This is a genomic window from Pediococcus inopinatus (assembly GCF_002982135.1).
Taxonomy (GTDB): Bacteria; Bacillota; Bacilli; order Lactobacillales; family Lactobacillaceae; genus Pediococcus; species Pediococcus inopinatus.
This window is the reverse complement of sequence record NZ_CP019981.1, coordinates 540,248-561,289: the sequence shown is the minus strand read 5'-3', so window position 1 is coordinate 561,289 and position 21,042 is coordinate 540,248. Positions and strand designations below refer to the sequence as shown.

The following is a 21,042-nucleotide window of genomic DNA, read 5'->3' as shown; positions in this document are numbered from 1 at the left end:
GAATGTGCCGTTCAAAATCTCCACCAATACGATTTGACAGAGACCCATTTGAATTTTAGAATTCAAATGTCTTTTTAGTTTTTTTAATTTCCTGCATTCACATTAGCACTCTGCACACTACTATCAGAACTGGAACTAGCATCGGACACACTCAATGCAATATTCCCAGTTGTTGCATGATCCAAGCCAAGGTTCTTTCGGTTAAGGTTCGTCACACGCTGTAACTCACTCTTAGCCATCAGCTCCATACTCTGACCATTAACCGTCTGACCAGTTCCTTGTAAATGAGTCTGTGAAACTGACTTACGTGCGCCAAGATAGTTCTGCGCAATCGCTGATAAGTCACTAAACGTCAAATCTGTCTTCATTTGGGATGAGACTGAATCCAAGAAGTCCTTATTAAGCAAACTTGATATTGATCCAGCCTTACTCATAATCGCCATAATCACTTCGCGTTGACGCGTTTGTCTCCCATAATCCCCATCAGGATCACTATAACGCATTCGTGAATAGGCCAGAGCCTTCTTACCGTTCATCTTAGTAGACTGCCCCTTGGTGAAAGTATAGCCATCATAAGAGAAACTCAACGTAGGTGTGATTGTTACACCACCAACCGCGTTGACTACTTTTTCCATGCCACCCATGTTCATGACCGCATAGAAATCAATCGGCACATTCAGCATCTCTTGAACCGTCTTAATGGCGGTACCAGAGCTTCCAAACGCATAAGCTGCATTGATCTTCGATGGGGATTCACTCTCGTATCCTGGAATGGTTACACCGGTATCACGAGGAATACTTGTGATCGTTGTTTTATCCTTCTTAGGATTCAACGTAATCAACATCATCGTATCTGTCCGTCCTTTGTAAGAACGTCCCAACGCACCCGTATCAGTCCCCATAATTAAGATCGAAATGGGGCTTTTAGCCTGAATCACAGCATTTGCATTCCGGTTTTTCTTGATCCCAGCACTTTGATACGTATTATCAACCGCATGTTTGATATTGTAGTATTTCCGTGCTGCATATGCCCCCACTGAAACCAACAAAACCAAAATAACCGTCAAAATCACGTTTCTTACTGTATGCTTTCTTTGTTTAGGTTCATGTTCATGTCTCATGCCACGCCTCCTGAAAATTAACTATTATCATTGTATGCTACTTCATCGTAAAATTCATTAAATCTTCACAAACTTAACCTTTGTATAAAAATATGTGTAGTACTTACTCAGTTTGTAAAACGTCTATTCATTACTTGCTACATTTGCGGATTTTACAACTCATGTTTTACAAACTTAGTAATGGTGTTGACAAAAGGAGCTCTCAATAAAAGTGTTATACCAAAATAAATTATAACTCCACTACAAATCTGAACACCCAGCCCTATAATCGACATACGCATATTATTGTTTATGTACCTTACCACGACAAACATCAGTAAGCCGGCTATCAAGTACTTCCAAAATCCATGAAACATATTTTTCAAATTAATTTGGTTTCGAATAAAATAAAGCTGTAGTCCAGTTGATGTTATTTCAGAGACAACAGTTGCAATAGTAGCGCCCACGACCCCATACATATAAATTAAAGGTACATTCAAAATCAAATTAACTACTGCACTTGCGCTAACAGCCCACGTATATTTTTTTACTTGATTAGTAGGAATTAAATATTGCACTCCAATTAACGTTCCCCAAGCAATTAAAAAAATAACTATTGATTCTACAGAAATAAGTTCGCCTGTAATTGCAAATTCTTTTCCCATAAACCATGGAGCAAATCTGGGTGCAATACCTGCCAAACCGAACGCAAGAGGAACCGAAAGAAAATTGGTAAAATCACCAGACATATATAAATAATGCTCAAGCTTTTTATATTCTTTGTTTGCAAATACGCTTGCCATTCTTGGCATCATAACAGTACCAAGTGAAGTAACAACTGTTAAAACTATTTTTACTATTTTATCCGCATTATCAAAACATCCAGCTGCCTTAACTCCTGAAATATTTCCTAACATTGTTTTGTTCAATACCAAATAAATTTGGATGGCAATCTGTGGAATAAACAATGAAATTGATGGCGACAAATGCCTCAATATGTGAAATCGTTTTAAATTAGGCTTAATAATTGCATGGCGTACATACCCCCACAATGACAAGTTACCAAGCAAAGTTGAAAGACTTAGTATAAGTATATACATGCTCAAATCACTTGGACTCTTCACTAATGCAAATATACAAATTACAGATACCAGCTTGACAATTATATTTCTAGTAACAGTTTTTTTAAAGTCTTCTAACCCCATAAAAAGCCATGAGATATCCAATGCTGCCGCAATTATTTGAAATGACTGCCCAATAAAATAAATTTTGAATCTACTGACGAACGAAAGATAGATCAGAAAAGCTATATAAGCCGCACCAATCGTAAAAAATCTCAGAATACTAATTTCCCAAAAAGTCTGACTTAATTCAACTTTATTGTTTCTTTGATATGCTATCTGCCTGTTGCCATATGTACTAATACCAATACTACCGAACAGAACGAAATATTGAATAATAGAATTTGTATAAGCATTAGTTCCAACTCCTTCACTACCTAAGACACGCGAAATATAGGGAGTCGTAGCTAATGGAACTATCAGTGCAAATAATTGGTAAGAAGCATTGTAAATGAAATTTTTTATTATTTTCATAGAAAACATTTTCCTTTATTATCATCTAAAAAGTGTGAGGTTATCCTGATATGATTCTACAAACTTAAAATTTTTAAAGATAAGCACCTAAATTTCAATATAATTCGTAATAAGTTCTTATTTATGTGCAGTTTTTGGCCAATTTTTTATAACCAAAACAGGTTCTTGTCCTGAGTCTATAACTTTTGGCGTATACTCCCTTAATTGTTGTGTACTTGCCTTTCTTAGTGCAAAATGAAACATTTCTTTCTATTATATCTTCATAAATGATTTGCTTGGTACGCTAATTTTCTTGTTTGAATGGAGTAATAACAAAACTATCTGATATGCGTTTATCAAAAGAAGCATCTTTAAAATGTCCTTTTTTAATCCTAAACGCAAAGAAAAAATCTCACTAAACGAATATTTCTGATGTATATTTTTTTTGAAATTTACAAGTTTTTCCTTATTAAATTGATATCTGCAAATCATGATTGAGTCTCCCACCCAAGAATTAATTACCACTCTATTCAATAATTCTTGGTGTTCTGGAAACTTTTTTAAGATATCAAATAGTTCGTTTACAAAGTTAAGGCTGTTTTTCTCAATGTCATAATTTATAGATTTTGTTACCGAATTAGCATTTTGTCGATATAAGTAAAAACTTTTCCCAGAAATAAGAATAGAATTGCTCTTTAAAATTGCTTTTAAGTTAAAAAGCATATCCTCACCCACAACAACATTTTCGACAAAAAAAATATTGTTTGTCTTTAAAAATTCACTTTTATAGATTTTTGAAAATGGTGCAGGAATTATTTTTTCATGCTTGTTTAATAGTAGCTCTGCTATCAATGGATGCTTGTCACTAATTTGATACTGTTTTTGACAATTCTTAGTAAAAGAAATAATGTCAGCAGATGATGCATCATCATCAATCACTTGTTGTAAAATTTGCGGATCAATTCTATCATCAGCGTCGACAAACATTACTCGTGCAGAATTACTCTTTGTCAATCCAACATTTCTAGCATGACTCACTCCACAGTGCTTGCACAGAAAAATTTGGAATTGAAATTCTGTATTATTCTGCTTTAACCGATTCTTAATGATATCAACAGTGTTGTCAGTTGAACCATCATCCACAAAAACAAACTCAACATCGCGCAGTTTATCTAAACCATCTAGCAACTCTTCAATTAGTTTTCCAGAATTATAGGTGGGTATAATTATTGATAATTTACACATCTTATTTTCTCCTTTTTTGACAAGGATTCCATCATATCAAGCAAAGGTATTTTTTAAATTAAATAAAGTAAGGACAATACATTCATGCGTAATAAAACTAATTTCACTTTGTCCTTTGTTGTAGGTTTTATTTTACTGGCCACTTGGATGATTTTATACTTTAGATCTCCCTTTAACGAAGACCTAGGCATCTCCTGATTTACCTGCTTGTATAGATAAAAGTATGCAGATAAACAGTATTGGTAATAATCCGGATATAGCTCCTCCATGTGGCTTCTTATCATCATATTTTTAATTTCTTTCAAGCTCCACAATCTATCCAAAATAAGCTCTTCAGTTACATTGTGTACGGTAGAATCGCTTCTATATATATAGTTATAAAGACATTTGTTTATGCATTTAACTGAACTTGCGCACAATATACAATTAAAACAAAAAGGAACGTCTTCAAATTTTTTTCCCGAGAGAAACCTAATTTTATTTTTTGATAGCAACGATTTTTTAAACACTTTGTTCCATGTGTATGAACCAATTGCATCTCCATCTTCAATATGAAAATATTTTTTTAACACTAAATTTTTGTCATGTATCTCTTCTATTTTAATCTTTTCTTGTACAATATTTTCGTCTTCAACCTGATTATATCCAAAAATAAGCATGTCAGTTTTTTTTTCACTAAGATTTTTGTTGATTTCTGTTAAATAATCCACAGTTACTTCATCGTCACTATCGATAAAAGTAATATATTCTCCTGACGCTACGTCTAAGCCTACATTACGAGTATCGGCATTCCCAGTGTTCTTTTTTTTCTCTATTATTTTATAATTGGCAAATATACTATTAAAATATCTTATTATTTCCATACTACCATCAGTAGAACCATCATCCACTATGATAACTTCAAGTCCACTGTCGTATCCTGCATGTGCGCATGAAGCTGCTAAGCTATTCAAGCAATTAACAATAGTTTTCTTGGAATTAAATGTCGTTATAATAACACTAAGATTAAGTTTCATATATTTCCCTCTATTTTATATGGTGTGATTAATTGCTTTTAGAAAGATGCAACAGCTATAATTTTTTCCTAAAGACACCCCAGCTAAAGGAAAAATTCGGCACGACCAAAACAAAGTACAATTTCAAGACCAAGTCTCAAATAACGTAAAATGCACCTACTTACGAACATTACAGACTATTATCCACAAGGTATTTTAATATCATCAGATACTCAATGAGTCAAAAAGTTTTTAGTACAATCTCACAGCTCATTTTTAGTTTTGGTACTTTGGTATTGTGCTCAATTTGCCTGATTAGGGATATATTGTTGATCTTTGGCTATTGAATTATCGAGAAGAGTGCAGAATTACAAAGTGATATTACTTATTTAAACTACATCAAAAAATAGTAGTACGTACACCTTAACATGCCTTACTTTTTAAAAGAAAATTGCCTCCGATATCATCTATTCTTGCCATCTTTAAATTCTCTGTATTTACGATCGCGAATTTTATAATCAAGTTAGCCACCTTTTAAAAGTGGCCAAATAAAAGACACCAAGACGAAAAAATCAGGTATCATTGAAGTTCCCACACTAAACAATGAAAGAGGTTTTCGTCTTGGTGCAAGAACAGCTTATCACATCTCACGTAAAGGGTCATCATTTAACTCCAATTGAGCGAGGCAGAATTGCTGGCTTACTTTCTGCAGGCAAATCTGCTCGTCAAATTGCCGCTGAAATTGGTGTCTGTCATCAAACTATTAATAATGAGCTTAAGCGTGGCCGCATTCAACAGGTAAAGAAACTTAATGGTAAAGAACAGTACTTTAGCGTTTATGCGCCTGATACGGCCCAAGTTCGGTATCAAACGAATCGACAACGCTGTCATCGACCTCTAAAATTTAAATTTGTTACTAACTTTCTGGCTTACTTTGATGATCATTTCCACCAAGATGATTGGTCACCTGATGCAGCAGTCGGCTTCGCCCACCAACAACATCTGTTTAAGCGCACGGAGATGGTTTGTACGAAAACTCTCTACAACTATATCGATGCGCAATTGTTAGAGATCCGTAATCTTGATTTGGTGGAGAAGGCTAACCGTCGTACTAAACATCACTGGTCAAACAAGCATCGACGTTTAGCTGGTAAAAGTATTGAGGAACGTCCTAAAAGGGTCGACAAACGCAAGGAATTTGGCCACTTTGAGATTGATACTGTAGTTGGTAAACGAAGTGGACATGAAAGTGTATTATTGACCTTCACGGAACGTAAAACTCGTTATGATATTGTTCGCTTGATTGAAGGCAAAGATGCTGATTCGGTATCGTATGCACTTAAGGGAATTTGTGCTGAATTTGGTGATCTTATTAAATCTGTTACTGCTGACAACGGAACGGAGTTCACAGCCTTGAATGCAGTCTTAGACGGCGTAGCTGACATCTATTATGCCCATCCGTATAGTTCCTTTGAAAGAGCAACCAATGAAACTCATAACCGCATGATTAGACGATATTTACCTAAGGGACACTCATTAGATACGATTGGTCCCAAGACGGTTTCAATGGTTGAAAGTCGTCTTAACCAATTACCGCGACGTATCTTGAAGTATCAAACCCCAAAAGAAGCTTTTCAAATTGAAGCAGCACGTATTCGTAAATCATGTAGTGCGTAGCTATTATCTTGACCTTCAATAGATATTCTGACTTGCCCCGCAACTTCGCCTGCGGGGTGGCTAACTTGTTCTTGCAATTTCCGAAGGAATAAAAAAAGAAAACGTCTTCAACTTTCTGATGAGGTTTTCCCGTATGATTTTTATCTATTTTTTAATATTTAAATCAGCTTGCCAACGTTCTCCATCCGATATGCAGGGTGAAAAACGGGTCCTAAAAACTTATTTAGGTCAAAGCCATTTTGAATGGCAGCTGTATCAAACTTCTTAGCGAGGTGAACCGCATCGCTCACACTAAGGCCATTTGCCAAGCCACCAGTTACCGCTGCGGCAAAAGTACAGCCCGCACCGGCATTGCGATCACTCGCTTGTTTCTTAGCACTCAACGTTTCAAAAGTCTGACCATCATAGAAGACGTCAACAGCTTCATCACTCTTAAGGCCCTTACCACCTTTGACCACCACATTTTTGGCGCCCAACTCATGAATCTTCTTAGCTGCTTGCTTCATTTCATCTAAGTTGTGTAATGTCCCCATCCCAGATAAAACACCAGCTTCAAACAAATTAGGCGTTGTCACATCAGCCAATGGCATCAACAAATCACGAATGGCATTCGCTGCATCAGGATTCAAGACATCCGTTTCACCCTTGCATATCATTACCGGATCAATCACCACATTTTTAAGTTGATGATCCTTAATGGCGTGATAGGCAATCTCCACTGTTTCTTGATCGCCAAGCATCCCGGTCTTCATTGCATCAGGATTGCCCCCGCTAAACACAGTGGCTAATTGATCCTTCAAAATTTGGGGCGCAACCTGATTAACATGGTGACTCCAGTCAGCGGGGTCCATAGTCACGATACAAGTCAAAGCAACCATTCCATAGGTACCGAATTCTTCAAATGTTTTTAAATCAGCCTGCATTCCACCAGCAGCACTGGTATCACTACCGGCAATTGTTAAAGTTTTTAAAGGTGTTGTCATGTTTATTTCTTCCTATCATTACGTTCAATATTTTTGTGCCGCATTCCCTTTTTCTTGGAATGCTTATTCTTTTTCACATGTTTCTTAGGTTTTCCACCCGCAAAGGCTGGCTTACTGGGCTTCGCTTTTGTCGGATGTTTTTTAACTGCTTTTTTTGGTTTGGCAGTTGGCATCATCACCACAGTTGCATTGGGATCAACCTCAGCTTTAGCCTGCTTCTTTTCAACGGTTTCGACCGCCTCGGCTGGTTTTTCTTCTTCAAGTTGATCCGTTAGTTTGCCGTGCATCAGATACAATGGCTTGAACGTTTTTTCAGGGAGCAATTTACGTAAGTTCCGCAAATCATGGTCATTTCCCATGTTAACGATCATCCCTGTATTTCCCATGCGTCCGGTCCGTCCCGTTCGATGGGTGTAGGCAATCGCATTAGGTGGCAAATCAAAATTAATTACCGCTGGGAGGTTAGCAATGTCCAGTCCCCGAGCTGCCATTTCTGTGGTAAGCAACAACTTAGCTTCACCCTTACGGAACTTCCGCATGGCGGTTGCTCGTTCCGTTTGCACTTGATGCCCAGCTAATTTCACACTGGAAACATGTTCATGCTTTAATTCAGCTGCCACGTGTTCAAGGGTCGAAACGTGATTAAAGAAGACCAAAGCCTGAAAGTGTTTGAGTTTTGCCAATCGGCGTAAGTACACAACCTTCTTATTATCTGCCACCCGAACTAACCCATGAACCACTTCACCTTGTGTTTTATCTGTTTGCCGAACATCAAACTCTTCGATGTCCACACCAAAGATTTCTTCAAGTTCTGCAGGTTTATGCGTTTGCGTAGCGGAGAAAAAGCCCAGTTGCACATCAGACGGCGCCGACATCACAATCTCCCGAACTTCATCCAGCGTTTCGCCGGTCAAAAGTTCATCTGCTTCATCCACAATAATCGTTTGAATGTCTTTGAGCTTTAAGCGACTTTCATGAATCAATGATAACATTCGGCCTGGCGTTCCCACCACGACCTCAGGATGCTTCTTCAACCGCTCAATTTGGCGTTGCATATTAGCCCCTCCAGTTAATGAAGTGGCCTTAATATTATTGACCGCTCCCCACTGGCGGAAGACATCGGTCGTTTGCACCGCTAGTTCCTGGGAAGGAGACAACACGAGAATCTGGGTACCGTCCCCAGGTGCTGTTTTTTCGAGTAACGGCACTGTAAAGGCGATGGTTTTTCCAGATCCCGTTGGAGCTAAACCAATCACCGAGCGACCCTGTTTGAGGGGCTCATAGACGGCTGTTTGAATCTCAGTAGCCGTTTTAAATCCTTGTTGCTGAAAAAATTGTTCAAATTCCTTATCCATTTTCAATTCCTATCTATCTATTGAGCATCATCCGGGAAAACAATTTTGCCGGATTGACGTAAATTATATAGTAACTTGTTAACATTTTGGCTTAAATCAAGCCAAGTCCAGTAATCACGATCATTAAGTTCATTCTGGGGATCATTGATTACTCGGCCAAAATCTTCTGCTTCAGAAATCATGGGATTATCAGCGGGCTTCGTGCCGATGACCGTTTCTTTACCAGCCTCATCACGAATGCTGACATTTCCCAATTCAGCGGGATTATCCATCACAATTGTATCTTTCAAGCCATAAATTTCGGAGCCTAAATACGAATTGCTAGTCTTCCCGATATTTAAGGTCACATCAAACTCAGGATAACGAAGAATCGCCACGCCCTTGCCATCAACTCTGGTAGAAGTCAGCGTTGGGTAATAAGCGACGTCATCCGGCATCCCAAACCAGCCAACCGCATCATAGGCTACGTAAACTCCTAAGTCTTGTAAAGCCCCACCGGCAAAGTTAAGGGTGAACACATTAGGCGTTTCACCAGCTAACACCGCGTCGTAACGACTCGAATACTTCATGTAAGTTAAGGTGGCGCCTTGAACCCGATCAAGCATCGCAACTTGGCCCTTAATCACTTTGAAATTTGGTTGATGAACCTGACGAGCAGCTTCGAATAAACGCGCTTGTGGGTGTTCTTCTAAAGTCTGACGCAAAATTTCCATCTGTTTAATGTTTGAAACAATCGGTTTTTCGACAATCACATTTTTATCGTTTTCAATTCCCTGTTTAGCTTGTTCAAAATGCAAGCTGTTGGGTGATGCAATGTAGAATGTATCGATCGTCTCACTTTTGAAAAAGTCCGTTAAGTTATCAAAAAATCCGGTTGCGCCATTTTTTTTACCAAATTGTTTGGCCTTTTCAGTTGTGCGCGAATATACCGCCGTTAATTGATACTTTTTTGTGGCGTGTGCCGCATCTACAAATTGTTGTGTAATCCAATTGGTGCCAATGATTCCCAGTTTAATCATGATTTGCCCTCCAATTTTGTTTACTTCCTTATCCATTTTATCAGTGTTAGCGGGGTAAGTATATTTAAAAGCCGACAGTTTTAAAAAATCGGTAAAATTTAATTAAAATTACGTGTGTTTACCAGTTACAAATGATATTATTTAGGTGTAAGGATTTTACGAAAGGATGCGATGAAAGTGAAGCCTAGAAACATTGCCTTGGTAGTTGCTTCGTTTTTAACTGGGATTTTAACTTCAAAAAAACTTCATGAACAAGATATCCCGGACCCAGGCAATCCGTTGTTTTTTGTCGGCACTTGGAATTACCGTGCCGACGACTCTGATCGCATCCACACCATTGAGATTCGACCAAACTTAGATTTGTTCATTGATTCCCACCAAGTATGAGTCAAAGTGGAAAGTTGGGATAAATATACCATTACTTTTCTAGATAATTACGGTTATCACATTCGGATTCGTGCAAATGAGCAGCGCCCTATTTCCATCTATGACGAAACGGACAATGAAACCTATCCCATTTTAATTAGTAATTATAAAATTACTAAGAATCCTAAAACCGATTAAATAACCCTGTATCTTCATAAAAGATACAGGGTCTTTCTTTATTCAATTTCTCGCCAAGTTTGTTTTTTACCAGTAAATACTGAAGTCGTGAAACTCGTTTTTTGACCATCAACTTTGAGATCAGCCCCGTCACTATATTGCACAAATTCAGTTTGACTGTCGATTTTTCGTTTCCGCAATGCCGTCAAATCCTTCACAACTAGCCACTGACGGCTATCTGAAAGATACGGCGTAATCATTTGTTTGGCAATTGTTGGCGTTGTCCAAATTACACATGGGGTGGCATAATAGTTAGCCAGCTCTCGCGTTAATTCCCGTAATTGTTTTCCTTGCTTAGCTTTGTTAGGCGGATTATTCGCATAATCGCCGTAATAGGCTACTTGAACCGCAATTGGCAAATTGCCAACCTTATGCCCCACCTTTTCTTCGAAATACTTAACTTGCTCCTTGGCCGACTTACTGAAGCTAAACATCATATAAACTCCAATTTTTAATTCTGCGCCTTGGATTCGATCATAATTGGCCGTGAAATTATCGTCAAAATAAGTGGTCCCACTAGTACTTCGCAAATAAGCAAACGACATCCCAGCTTTTTTGACGCCTTCAAAATCCACGAAGCCGTCCTGCTGCGACACACTGATACCCCGAATTGGATATTGCTGCAACGTTTGTGTTTGATGCACGCGCCACAGATGCCATCCGGCAATTCCTGAGCCAATTGCAACCAAAATCAGAAGCACGAAGAGCCATTTTTTCCAATTAAATTTTCGTTTTCGTTTATAGGTGTTGCTATAAATCGGTTTGATATCTTCTCGGGCCAAATCAATTCATCCCTCACCGCTACTTTTCTGTCTATTGTACACCAAAACCATTTTGCTTGAGTTTCAGACATTTATATCCCCCGGCGTTTCTGCTATAATAATACGATTACTGAAAAACAGAGGAGAACATGCCCATGCAACAAGAAAACGATGGCTTAAAAAAAGAAGTTGGTACCTTTGCGGCCCTAGCGACCGTCATGGGAACCGTCATTGGTGGCGGGGTCTTCTTCAAAGTAGCGAGTGTCGTGGAATCCACGCAATCGGCCGGTTTGACCCTACTAGTTTGGGTTCTCGGTGGCTTGTTGACCATCTGTGCTGGCTTAACCAGTGCAGAATTGGCCGCTGCCATCCCCTTAACTGGAGGCGCCGTTAAATACTTAGAATATACCTATGGAAAACTACCTGCCTATCTGTTCGGCTGGGCGCAAAGTCTCATCTATTTTCCCGCTAACATTGCGGCCTTGTCGATCGTATTTGGCACTCAAGTTGTAGATCTCTTCCATTTAAACTCGCAGATCAGTTTGCCCATCGCTTTAATTTCTGGATTGTCGATTACTCTAATTAACTTTCTGGGAGCTAAAGCCGCAAGCCGTTTGCAATCCGGGACACTAATCATCAAACTTATTCCCATTATTGTGATCGTGGTCGTTGGTTTATTCACACCTGGAAATGTGGCCCTTCATTTCATCCCAACCCATCTCTCCTCACATACCGGTTTGGCCGGCGCCTTTAGCAGCGGCTTGTTAGCAGCCATGTTTGCTTATGATGGCTGGCTGGGCGTGGGGGCAATTGCCGGCGAAATGAAAAATCCTAAAAAAGATTTGCCTCGCGCGATTGGCTGGGGTTTGGCACTAATTACTGTCATCTATACGCTAATTAATTTGGTTTTCTTGAAAACTTTACCGATCACAGATATTGCCGGGAATTTAAACGCCGCTTCTGAGTCGGCAATTCACTTGTTTGGCGCTCTGGGCGGAAAACTCGTGACGATTGGCATTCTGATTTCCGTGTATGGGGCGATTAATGGCTATACCATGACTGGTATGCGCGTTCCGCTCGCTATGGCTGAGGAGCAAACCCTCCCTTTTAGCAAGTTCATTCGCAAAGTAGGCCGCCATTCCGGTGCCCCTTATGGAGCGGGCACTTTACAGTTTGTGATTGCTGCGTTGATGATGTTGCTCGGAAGTTTTGATTTATTAACAGATATGTTGGTCTTTGTAATGTGGATTTTTAGCGTCTTGCTCTTCATCGCCGTGTTCATTCTTCGGAAACGTGAACCAGATTTAGAACGGCCATATCGGGTGCCAGGCTATCCTGTCATCCCGGCCATTGCCATCCTTGGTGGAATCTTCATCTTGGTGACAACCGTCGTAACTCAGGTTTGGTTGGCAGTGATTGGCATTTTAATCACCCTACTAGGCATCCCCGTTTACTACTTAACTACTAGATATTATCGATTGAAATAAAAGCAGATTAGCTTTCCAGAAGTTTGCCCCGTTTGGTGGGTGCTTCTGTGAGACCTAATCTGCTTTTTTATTAATGTTTTATTCTCAAGTTTTATCCACATCAACTTCATCAGGAATCCCATCAGTAGTCTACCTTTTAACGGACACCTGATAGTCAGCAACCAAAGCAACTAATCTTCACTCGGTATATCTGTGAAGTTTACTTTTCCATTAGGTCTTTTAATAATTTATTATTAGATCGAGATGGAGAAGCTCCAGTTTCATACAATGCAATAGTATTAGTGCTCCTGCCAAGTAATTTGGCAAACTCACGTTGTGATAAACCAATTTTCACCCGATACTTCTTAATATCATCAGGAGAAACTAGTCCTATATCATCACGATACATTTGATTGGCAATTTCAACGGCTCGATCATCCAACGTCATATCATCAACTATTTCGTCAGTGTCACTATTGAATCGCGCAGGTGAAGTAACTTCATATTCATGACCGTGTACAATAAAAGTATTTGTATAATCTTTGATATACATGTCCGCCATATGCTCTTCCCTCCTGAAATTAATTTGTTTTCATTATTCTGGAAAGCCTATCCTCATTTTAAACTAACTCATCTAATTCTTCCATAATTTGGTGAATCTCGTCCATTATTTGCTGAATCACCATTTTATTTTCTTCAACCAATTGAAACTGACTTATGTCATTTTTAACACAATTAATATGCCTCCTGTCATACAACGTACCTCTGACAATTGGCGAAAAATCTAAAAAAAAAATCAATCCTATGCAACCACTCAAAATGGTCGATAGAGATTGATTTATTTTTATTTATTAATCTTTCACTAACACAGTGACACTTTCCACGTGTGGTGTTTGTGGGAATTGGTCGATTGGAACTACTGGTTGATCCACATGATAACCATTTTCCATGAATAATTGGACATCACGGACCAATGTTGATGGATTACAGCTGACATAAACCACTTTTTTAGGCGTCATGGCAGTGGCAGCAGTAATAAACTCTGTTGCTAAACCTTTACGTGGAGGATCTACGACAATCACATCCGGTTCCAAGCCGTCATGTTGCCATTTGTCCATTTGTTCCTCAGCTTTACCTGTGAAGAATTTCACGTTATGAATCTTGTTTAACTTAGCGTTGATTTTAGCATCTTGGATCGCCTTATCAACAATTTCAACACCGTAAACTGTTTTGGCATGTTGCGCCATTGCTAATGAAATTGTTCCGATTCCACAATAAGCATCAATCACAGTTTCATTACCAGTCAAGCCAGCCTTTTTAATTGCCAGCTCATAAAGCTTTTCTGTTTGTACAGGGTTAACCTGATAGAAAGAATCGGCTGAAATGGCAAAGTTTTGACCCAACAAGGTATCATGAATAACTGCACTACCCCAGAGAATTTTTTCTTCTTTGCCCATTAAAACGTTGGTTTGAGCAGCATTCACATTTTGAATAATGCTCTTAACTTCTGGTAATTGTTTGCGAATTTCTTCTGTAATTTCAAAGTTCATTGGAATCTTCTTCGCACGTGTAATCAAAACAATCATCATTTCATGAGAATAATGGCCACGACGAACCATGATTGTTTTAATAACACCCGTATGATTTTCTTCGTTATATGGTGCAGTATGATACTTTCTTAAAATATCTCTAACCACCACGATAGCCTTATCAATTTCAGGATCTTGGATATAGAAGTCTTCCATTGGTACCAAATCATGGCTGTTACGACGATAAAAACCGGTTGTTAATTGGCCATTCACACTCCGAACGGGAATCTGGGCCTTGTTTCGGTAGCCATAAGGTTTGTCCATTCCAATTGTAGGACTCACTTCAACTGAATTGAGATGCACTTTATAAAACAATTCTTGAATCTGGTGTTGTTTAAATTCCAATTGGGCTGGATAAGCTAAATGTTGTAAAGGCGCGATCCCTGTTTGTGTATATTGGGCGTCCTTATCTTCAACTCGGTCTGGACTCTTTGATTTCCATTCCATTACCCGGCCAAATGCATAGGTCTTTGCAACTTTGGTAACCTTCATCACAATTTCTTCACCAGGCAAACTGTTGGCAACAAAAATTGGAAAACTATCAATTTTTGCGACCCCCATTCCTTGGTAAGTTAAATCCATAATTGTAACGTCATACGTTTCGTTCTTTGAAACTGGTGCTCTAAATTTCATATTTTTCCTCATTTTTCTTTTCTTCAGTAAAATCCACAAAACCGTCCCATTGAATCATGGTGCTAGTGACACGTCATCACTAATTCTTCCATCACGCCCAAGGACGGCTTCTTACTTATTTTTATCCTGATCCGTCTCTTCAGTATCGTCTTCATGAAGTTTTTTAACCTGTTTAATAAAGTTCTCTTCAGCCTTTGTCACTTTTGGCTCCGACAAATCGTAAGCGTCATCTGGAATCTTGTCCAAGTTGGCAAACATCTCAATATGCTTATGCAAGTTTTTGAAGACCATGGGTGCATCCCCACCGTACTCACCATCAATGTTCACCATAACTCGATCATTTACCGGGTTAACTTTAACTCGTTTTGGTTTGCGATAAATAATCCGGGGATCATTCATATGATTTCCATTTAAGGCTTTAACCATCAAATGAAGAATCGAAACCAAATTCGATGCCTTGACGATAATTAGCGTGAAACGCCCATCATCCAAAGAAGCATCCGGCACAATCTGTTCGAACCCACCGATTGAATTTGTCAGCGCTAAAAAGAACATTGAAGCTTTTCCGTTAAAATGTTCACCATCGTATTCGATGTCCATATCAACCGGTTTGATCTGGGGAAGTAACTCTGCCCCTTTTACCAAATAAGCTAAGTAACCAAAGATACTCTTCATATTTGAAGGGACATCATAAGTTAGCTCGGTCAGCAAACCACCCGCGGCAATGTTAATAAAGTAGTTTTCACCGGCTTTTCCGATGTCCATCTTGATCCGTTGATCTTTCAGGACCACTTTAGCAGCTGCCACAGGATCTTCCCGAGGAATTTTCAAAGCTCGGGCATAATCATTTGTAGTCCCTGCTGGAATGATAGCCATCATTGGCCGAAAATGCAAGTCTGCAATCCCGTTGACGACCTCATTAATGGTTCCATCGCCACCGGCAGCCACGACTAAATCAAACCCAGCTTTAGCAGCGCGCCGGGCCTCATTTTCGGCAGATTTCGGTTCAGGCGTGGTGGCATAGGCGCTTGCTTCAAAACCAGCTTCTTCTAAAATATTCAAGATGTCGATCATGCTTTGTTTTAAAACTTCGCGTCCTGAAGTTGGGTTGTAAATGACCCGAGCTCTTTTTTGCATTTGTGTTTCCTCCGAGAGTGTTGAAAAAGCCGTTCAGCTTCCGAGCATAGCCTAGATAGGCAAATGATTCGCACTAGGAATCGTTTGCCTATCGTAGCTAAGCGGAAGAAGCTGGCTTTTTCAACACGTTTATACAAGTCACAGCTAAACCAGTTTTAACGACTCTTCAACTCAGCCATCAAAATCTGGTTAACAACCTTAGGATTGGCCTGACCATGAGTTTGTTTCATAACTTGACCTACCAAGTAACCAACTGCACGATCTTTACCGTTTTTAAAGTCATCAACAGATTGCTGATTATCATCAACAACTCCCTTGATAATTGGCTCCAACTGGGCAGGATCAGAAAGTTGAATCAATCCCTTGCTCTTAACCCAAGCAACGGGTTCTTCACCTTGAGTAATGGCTTTGAAAACTTTTTTGGCAATCTTTGTAGAAATCGTGCCATCACTGATCATTTTGATCATGGCTGCCAAGTTTTCCGGTGTGAGTTTCGTATCCTGCAAATCAACTTGTTGATCATTCAGATAAGCATTCACATCACCCATCAAATAGTTGGCTGTCATTTTAGCATCAGCACCATTTTTAACAGTTGCATCAAAGAAATCTGACATTTCCTTGGTCTGCGTCAAAACCATAGCATCGTAATCTTTCAATCCAAGTTCTTTGACGTAACGTTCACGACGTTTCCCAGGCATTTCTGGCATACTGTCTTCAATTGATTTAATCCAGTCATCACTGATTGCTAAAGCAGGTAAATCAGGTTCTGGGAAATACCGATAATCATCAGCACCCTCTTTGACCCGCATCAAAACTGTTTGACCAGTGGTTTCATCAAAACGGCGGGTTTCTTGTTGGATAGTCCCACCAGACATCAAAACTTGTTGTTGTCGTTTTTCTTCATAAGCAAGACCCTTACGAACGTAATTAAACGAGTTCAAGTTTTTGATTTCTGTTTTGGTTCCATATTTGTCGGATCCATAAGGACGAATTGAAATGTTAACATCAACTCGCATAGATCCTTCTTCCATCTTCACATCAGACACACCGGTAAACTGAACCCGTTGGCGTAAAGCTTCAAGGTAAGCATAAGCTTCATCAGGTGAAGCAATATCTGGTTTAGAAACAATTTCGATTAATGGCGTTCCCTGACGGTTTAAATCGACGAATGAATAGCCATTGGGATTATGGGTATTTTTACCCGCATCTTCTTCGATATGCATTTCGGCAATTCCAATTTTTTTCTTTTCGCCGTCAACTTCGATTTCAATCCAACCATCATGGGCGATAGGTTTGTCAGCCTGGGTAATTTGGTAAGCCTTTGGATTATCAGGATAGAAGTAATTTTTACGGTCAAAATGGTTATGTTGTTCAACTTCCGCATGCAAAGCAAGAGCCGCTTTAATGCCAGACTCAACTACTCCTTTATTGGTTGTTGGTAAAACACCAGGATACCCCCAGTCAATTACGTTAGTATTGGCGTTGGGATCATCACCAAAAGCTACGGGAGAAGGACTAAAGATTTTTGAGTTTGTTTTTAATTCAACATGGACTTCAAGTCCGATTGTCGTTTGAAAATTCATTATTTGTCTCCCCCAATCTCTGGAGTTTCTTTGTGAAAGTCAGTTGCTTGTTCAAATGCATAGCCAGCACGATACAAAGTTTGTTCGTCAAATGGTTTGGCAATAATCTGCAAACCAACTGGCAAGCCATTACTAAAGCCTGCTGGTAAGGACATTCCGGGCAAACCGGCCATGTTGACTGGAACTGTCAAAACATCATTCATATACATTTTCTTTGGATCATTGGAATCTTCACCAATTCCAAAGGCTGGGGTTGGTGCAGTTGGTCCAATAATGAAATCATGATCTTCAAATACTTTCTTAAAGTCATTAATCATTAATGTCCGGACTTCAGCAGCCTTGCGGAAGTATGCATCATAGAAACCAGCTGACAATGAATAAGTTCCCAACATGATCCGGCGTTTAACTTCATCGCCAAACCCTTCAGAACGGGAACGTACATAAACATCTTCCAAATTCTTAACATCTTCGGCACGGTAACCGTAACGAATCCCATCAAATCTTTGTAAATTTGAAGAAGCTTCTGAAGAACTGATGATGTAGTATGCAGCAATTCCGTACTTACTGTTTGGTAATGACACTTCGTCAACTGTCGCTCCAAGGGTTTTGAATGTATTAGCAGCATCCAAAACGGCCTTCTTGACGTTTTCGTCAACACCATCACCTAAGTATTCTTTAGGAAGAGCAATGCGCATCCCTTTAACAGAGCCATCTAAACCGGCTGTGAAATCAGGAACGGCCTTGTCAGAACTCGTCAAATCATGATCATCATGACCAGCAATAATATTTAATAAAGCAGCATTATCTTTAACGGTTCGCGTGAAAGGACCCACTTGATCCAAACTTGAACCAAAGGCAATAATTCCCCAACGAGAAACTCGTCCATAGGTTGGTTTTACACCAACAACTCCAGTAAATGAAGCTGGTTGCCGAATTGAACCACCAGTATCTGTTCCTAAAGCAGCCAATACGCCACCAGCGGAAACAGTTGTGGCCGAACCACCCGAAGAACCACCAGGCACTTTACTCAAGTTCCAAGGATTATGGGTAGTCTTAAAGTAAGAAGTTTCTGTTGAACCACCCATTGCAAACTCATCTAGGTTGGTTTTTCCAATAATAACCACATCATTGGCACGGAGTTTCTCGATAACTGTGGCATCATAAATTGGATTGAAGTTCTCCAACATTTTTGAAGCAGCAGTTGTTCTCAAACCCTTTGTCACAATATTATCTTTGATGGCGATGGGAATTCCGGCCCAGAGATTATCTGCGTCAATTCCTTTTTCGTCAACGACTTTAGCTGCAGCCAAAGCCGCTTCTTCATCAATCGTAATATAAGCATTCAACTTGTCGTTGTCTGCTTTAATTGTTGCAAGGGTTTCTTTTGTCAATTGTTCTGAGGTGATTTCTTTATTGACTAACTTTTCATGCAAAGTTGTCAAATCTGTATCAAAATAATTCATCTACTTTGCCCCTTCGCTTTCATCAATAATTGCGGGAACTCGAATGTAACCATCCTGAGTATCGGGCGCGTTTTTCAATAAGGCATCTTTTTCATGGCTGTTAACCGCAACGTCTTCACGCATCGTGTTAAATTGATCCGTCACACTGAACGTTGGCGTAACACCGTCTGTATCCACTGCGCTAAGGGTATTGAAAAGATCCATAATATCGCCTAATTGCGTGGTGAATTTACCCAAGTCGGCATCGTCAAACTCTAGCTTAGCTAAACTAGCAACATGTTCTACTTGAGATTTATCAATCTTCTGTTCGTTTGCCATGTGTAATCCTTCTTTCAAATCTATCAAATTATTTTACCATAAATTGCTTATATATTTTAAAGTGTCGTTTATCCATAGACTGTTGGAAATGTGTATCTCGCAGCTGTTTGTTTGGGTGGAAATGCTCTGCTGCTTTCGCTGAAACGTGTCTCTTGAGGCAGCTTCTTCCGCTTAGCTACGATAGTCAAACGATTCCTAAACCGAATCATTCAGTTATCTAGGCTAGTACTCAGAAGCTAAACGCCTTTTTAACCACTCTTTATTTAATAACTTTCAAACACATGCGTCGAGAAACTCTTTGCCGTACTTGAACGACTCAAGAAACTCTGCACCCCATCCGTCGTTGAGCTCACCGTAATATCAATCTTCACTCCACTTGGCAAGTACTTCTCCGCCTGATCCGCCAAGAATTGCGTAAAACTATTAATCTCAGTTTCACTATAGAATTGCGTCGTCACCGACACATTCATTCCTTGCAACGACCCATTCTTATACTGAGCCTGTGCCGTAACCCCACTCAAATTAGGGAAGAAATTTTCGACCTCTGACTTGAAGTTAGAGAAAGCATCTGAATCATTACTGTTAGGTGCCGATTCATCTGACTTTAGTGGGAAGACTACATTTTTAATATCCAGCGCCTTCCACTTCTCAATAGAATTCCCTTTATTTATGGAATAACTTACAAAGTTTCCACCAACCAAACTATCATTAGAAGCTTGTTTATAGACTGCAATCACAATTGGGATATTTTCCAATCCCTTTTTCTTACGCAATCGGGCCAAAACTTCTTTAGCCATCGCTTTACCCTCTTTTTCAAGAGTGGCATCGCTAATGTTAGTCTGATATTCAGCGCCATAAGTCGTCTTTCGATAATAGTCAACTGAATTCATTGCTAATCCAATGGTAATTCCACTGAGTTTTAGTTTACTACCACTTTTTTGAACATAATCCTGCTCTTCCATACTTTGTAAATAAATCGGATTACGTCCCGTTGGGGTAGTTGAACCGTTACTGGCTGGATTTAAGCCATCTGCGTTGGATTTAGACTTTCGGCCTAACCAATTTTTCACAGTGTCACTACTTAAATACTGGCCTTCTTGAAAAATGTATTTTGAAGTTGAAAATTCATTTTTGGAAATATCTTGTAACCCAGCTTCAAAGCTCTTTAAATTCATTAAATTACCAGAGCTCTGACTAACAGTCACTCCACGCGATTTACTCGTCAAATACTTGCCATTTTTAATGACCCCTGCATACTGGCTACTATTCGTCCGACCCGTAACCTGATAGCTGCCACTTTTTGTGCTGCTAGTACTCGTTCCATTTTTACTGCTTGAGCTGGAACTCGTATTACTGCTATTACCACAAGATGCTAGGATCAACGCACTAAATAGTAGCGCAACTGCTACCAAACTTTTCTTTAGATTCACCGTGTACTTCCTCCGTTTCAATCATAATTCACTACTGAATTATGAGGATTAAACCAGAAAACTGTCAAGGTCTTTCCTTTGTAAATGCGATTTATTTCTTTAAAATTAAGA

At 39.4% G+C, this 21,042-nt stretch carries 17 protein-coding genes and 1 pseudogene; 3 read left to right on the top strand and 15 right to left on the bottom strand.

Annotated features, from left to right (window positions below; translation table 11 throughout):
* Nucleotides 1–83 precede the first annotated feature (83 nt).
* The 4 genes from PI20285_RS02865 to PI20285_RS02850 form a co-directional block, all read right to left on the bottom strand.
* Nucleotides 84–1,121, bottom strand: coding sequence for an LCP family glycopolymer transferase (locus PI20285_RS02865; RefSeq protein WP_057775482.1), 1,038 nt, complete (start codon nt 1,119–1,121; stop codon nt 84–86).
* 152 nt (nt 1,122–1,273) lie between these two features.
* The gene (locus PI20285_RS02860; protein ID WP_057775484.1) at nt 1,274–2,695 is read right to left on the bottom strand and encodes a flippase; all 1,422 of its coding nucleotides are present in this window, start codon (nt 2,693–2,695) and stop codon (nt 1,274–1,276) included.
* Between the two features lie 252 nt (nt 2,696–2,947).
* Nucleotides 2,948–3,919, bottom strand: coding sequence for a glycosyltransferase (locus tag PI20285_RS02855; RefSeq protein ID WP_057775486.1), 972 nt, complete (start codon nt 3,917–3,919; stop codon nt 2,948–2,950).
* 53 nt (nt 3,920–3,972) lie between these two features.
* Nucleotides 3,973–4,935 carry a glycosyltransferase family 2 protein gene (locus PI20285_RS02850; RefSeq protein WP_057775488.1) on the bottom strand — a complete coding sequence of 321 codons (963 nt, stop codon included), beginning with the start codon at nt 4,933–4,935 and terminating at the stop codon, nt 3,973–3,975.
* A 582-nt stretch (nt 4,936–5,517) separates the two neighbouring features.
* On the opposite strand from PI20285_RS02850, the gene PI20285_RS02845 reads away from it, so the two are divergent.
* Nucleotides 5,518–6,591: an IS30 family transposase gene (locus PI20285_RS02845; RefSeq protein ID WP_105782158.1), complete on the top strand. Its 1,074-nt coding sequence runs from the start codon at nt 5,518–5,520 to the stop codon at nt 6,589–6,591.
* A gap of 158 nt (nt 6,592–6,749) precedes the next feature.
* Here PI20285_RS02845 and thiD read toward each other — a convergent pair whose 3' ends face one another.
* The 3 genes from thiD to PI20285_RS02830 are packed head-to-tail and all read right to left on the bottom strand — an operon-like array spanning nt 6,750 to nt 9,948.
* Nucleotides 6,750–7,574 (bottom strand): bifunctional hydroxymethylpyrimidine kinase/phosphomethylpyrimidine kinase, encoded by an 825-nt coding sequence (gene thiD / locus PI20285_RS02840; RefSeq protein WP_057771961.1) that lies wholly within the window; start codon nt 7,572–7,574, stop codon nt 6,750–6,752.
* A 2-nt stretch (nt 7,575–7,576) separates the two neighbouring features.
* Entirely contained in the window at nt 7,577–8,929 is a 1,353-nt protein-coding gene (locus tag PI20285_RS02835) for a DEAD/DEAH box helicase (RefSeq protein WP_057771958.1), read from the bottom strand.
* 17 nt (nt 8,930–8,946) lie between these two features.
* Nucleotides 8,947–9,948, bottom strand: coding sequence for a Gfo/Idh/MocA family protein (locus PI20285_RS02830; RefSeq protein WP_057771956.1), 1,002 nt, complete (start codon nt 9,946–9,948; stop codon nt 8,947–8,949).
* 171 nt (nt 9,949–10,119) lie between these two features.
* Here PI20285_RS02830 and PI20285_RS11820 point away from each other — a divergent pair.
* Nucleotides 10,120–10,512: pseudogene (locus PI20285_RS11820) on the top strand (DUF4828 domain-containing protein).
* Between the two features lie 38 nt (nt 10,513–10,550).
* Here the strand turns inward: PI20285_RS11820 and PI20285_RS02815 are convergent.
* Nucleotides 10,551–11,333 carry a GH25 family lysozyme gene (locus tag PI20285_RS02815; protein ID WP_057771953.1) on the bottom strand — a complete coding sequence of 261 codons (783 nt, stop codon included), beginning with the start codon at nt 11,331–11,333 and terminating at the stop codon, nt 10,551–10,553.
* Between the two features lie 134 nt (nt 11,334–11,467).
* Here PI20285_RS02815 and PI20285_RS02810 point away from each other — a divergent pair, with 134 nt between their 5' ends.
* Nucleotides 11,468–12,799: an APC family permease gene (locus tag PI20285_RS02810; protein ID WP_105782175.1), complete on the top strand. Its 1,332-nt coding sequence runs from the start codon at nt 11,468–11,470 to the stop codon at nt 12,797–12,799.
* A gap of 199 nt (nt 12,800–12,998) precedes the next feature.
* Here PI20285_RS02810 and PI20285_RS02805 read toward each other — a convergent pair whose 3' ends face one another.
* The 7 genes from PI20285_RS02805 to PI20285_RS02775 form a co-directional block, all read right to left on the bottom strand.
* Nucleotides 12,999–13,340: a helix-turn-helix domain-containing protein gene (locus PI20285_RS02805; RefSeq protein WP_082623210.1), complete on the bottom strand. Its 342-nt coding sequence runs from the start codon at nt 13,338–13,340 to the stop codon at nt 12,999–13,001.
* 289 nt (nt 13,341–13,629) lie between these two features.
* A complete protein-coding gene (rlmD, locus tag PI20285_RS02800) occupies nt 13,630–15,000 on the bottom strand; it encodes a 23S rRNA (uracil(1939)-C(5))-methyltransferase RlmD (RefSeq protein ID WP_057771948.1) in 1,371 nt (456 codons plus the stop codon).
* A 111-nt stretch (nt 15,001–15,111) separates the two neighbouring features.
* Nucleotides 15,112–16,137 carry a diacylglycerol kinase gene (locus PI20285_RS02795; protein ID WP_057771946.1) on the bottom strand — a complete coding sequence of 342 codons (1,026 nt, stop codon included), beginning with the start codon at nt 16,135–16,137 and terminating at the stop codon, nt 15,112–15,114.
* A 155-nt stretch (nt 16,138–16,292) separates the two neighbouring features.
* Nucleotides 16,293–17,720 (bottom strand): Asp-tRNA(Asn)/Glu-tRNA(Gln) amidotransferase subunit GatB, encoded by a 1,428-nt coding sequence (gene gatB, locus PI20285_RS02790; protein WP_057771945.1) that lies wholly within the window; start codon nt 17,718–17,720, stop codon nt 16,293–16,295.
* Nucleotides 17,720–19,183, bottom strand: coding sequence for an Asp-tRNA(Asn)/Glu-tRNA(Gln) amidotransferase subunit GatA (gene gatA / locus PI20285_RS02785; RefSeq protein ID WP_057771943.1), 1,464 nt, complete (start codon nt 19,181–19,183; stop codon nt 17,720–17,722). Before gatA ends, gatB begins: the two co-directional genes overlap by 1 nt.
* Entirely contained in the window at nt 19,184–19,501 is a 318-nt protein-coding gene (gene gatC, locus PI20285_RS02780) for an Asp-tRNA(Asn)/Glu-tRNA(Gln) amidotransferase subunit GatC (protein WP_057771941.1), read from the bottom strand.
* Nucleotides 19,502–19,764: 263 nt separating this feature from the next.
* Nucleotides 19,765–20,931: a CamS family sex pheromone protein gene (locus PI20285_RS02775; protein ID WP_057771940.1), complete on the bottom strand. Its 1,167-nt coding sequence runs from the start codon at nt 20,929–20,931 to the stop codon at nt 19,765–19,767.
* Nucleotides 20,932–21,042 lie beyond the last annotated feature (111 nt).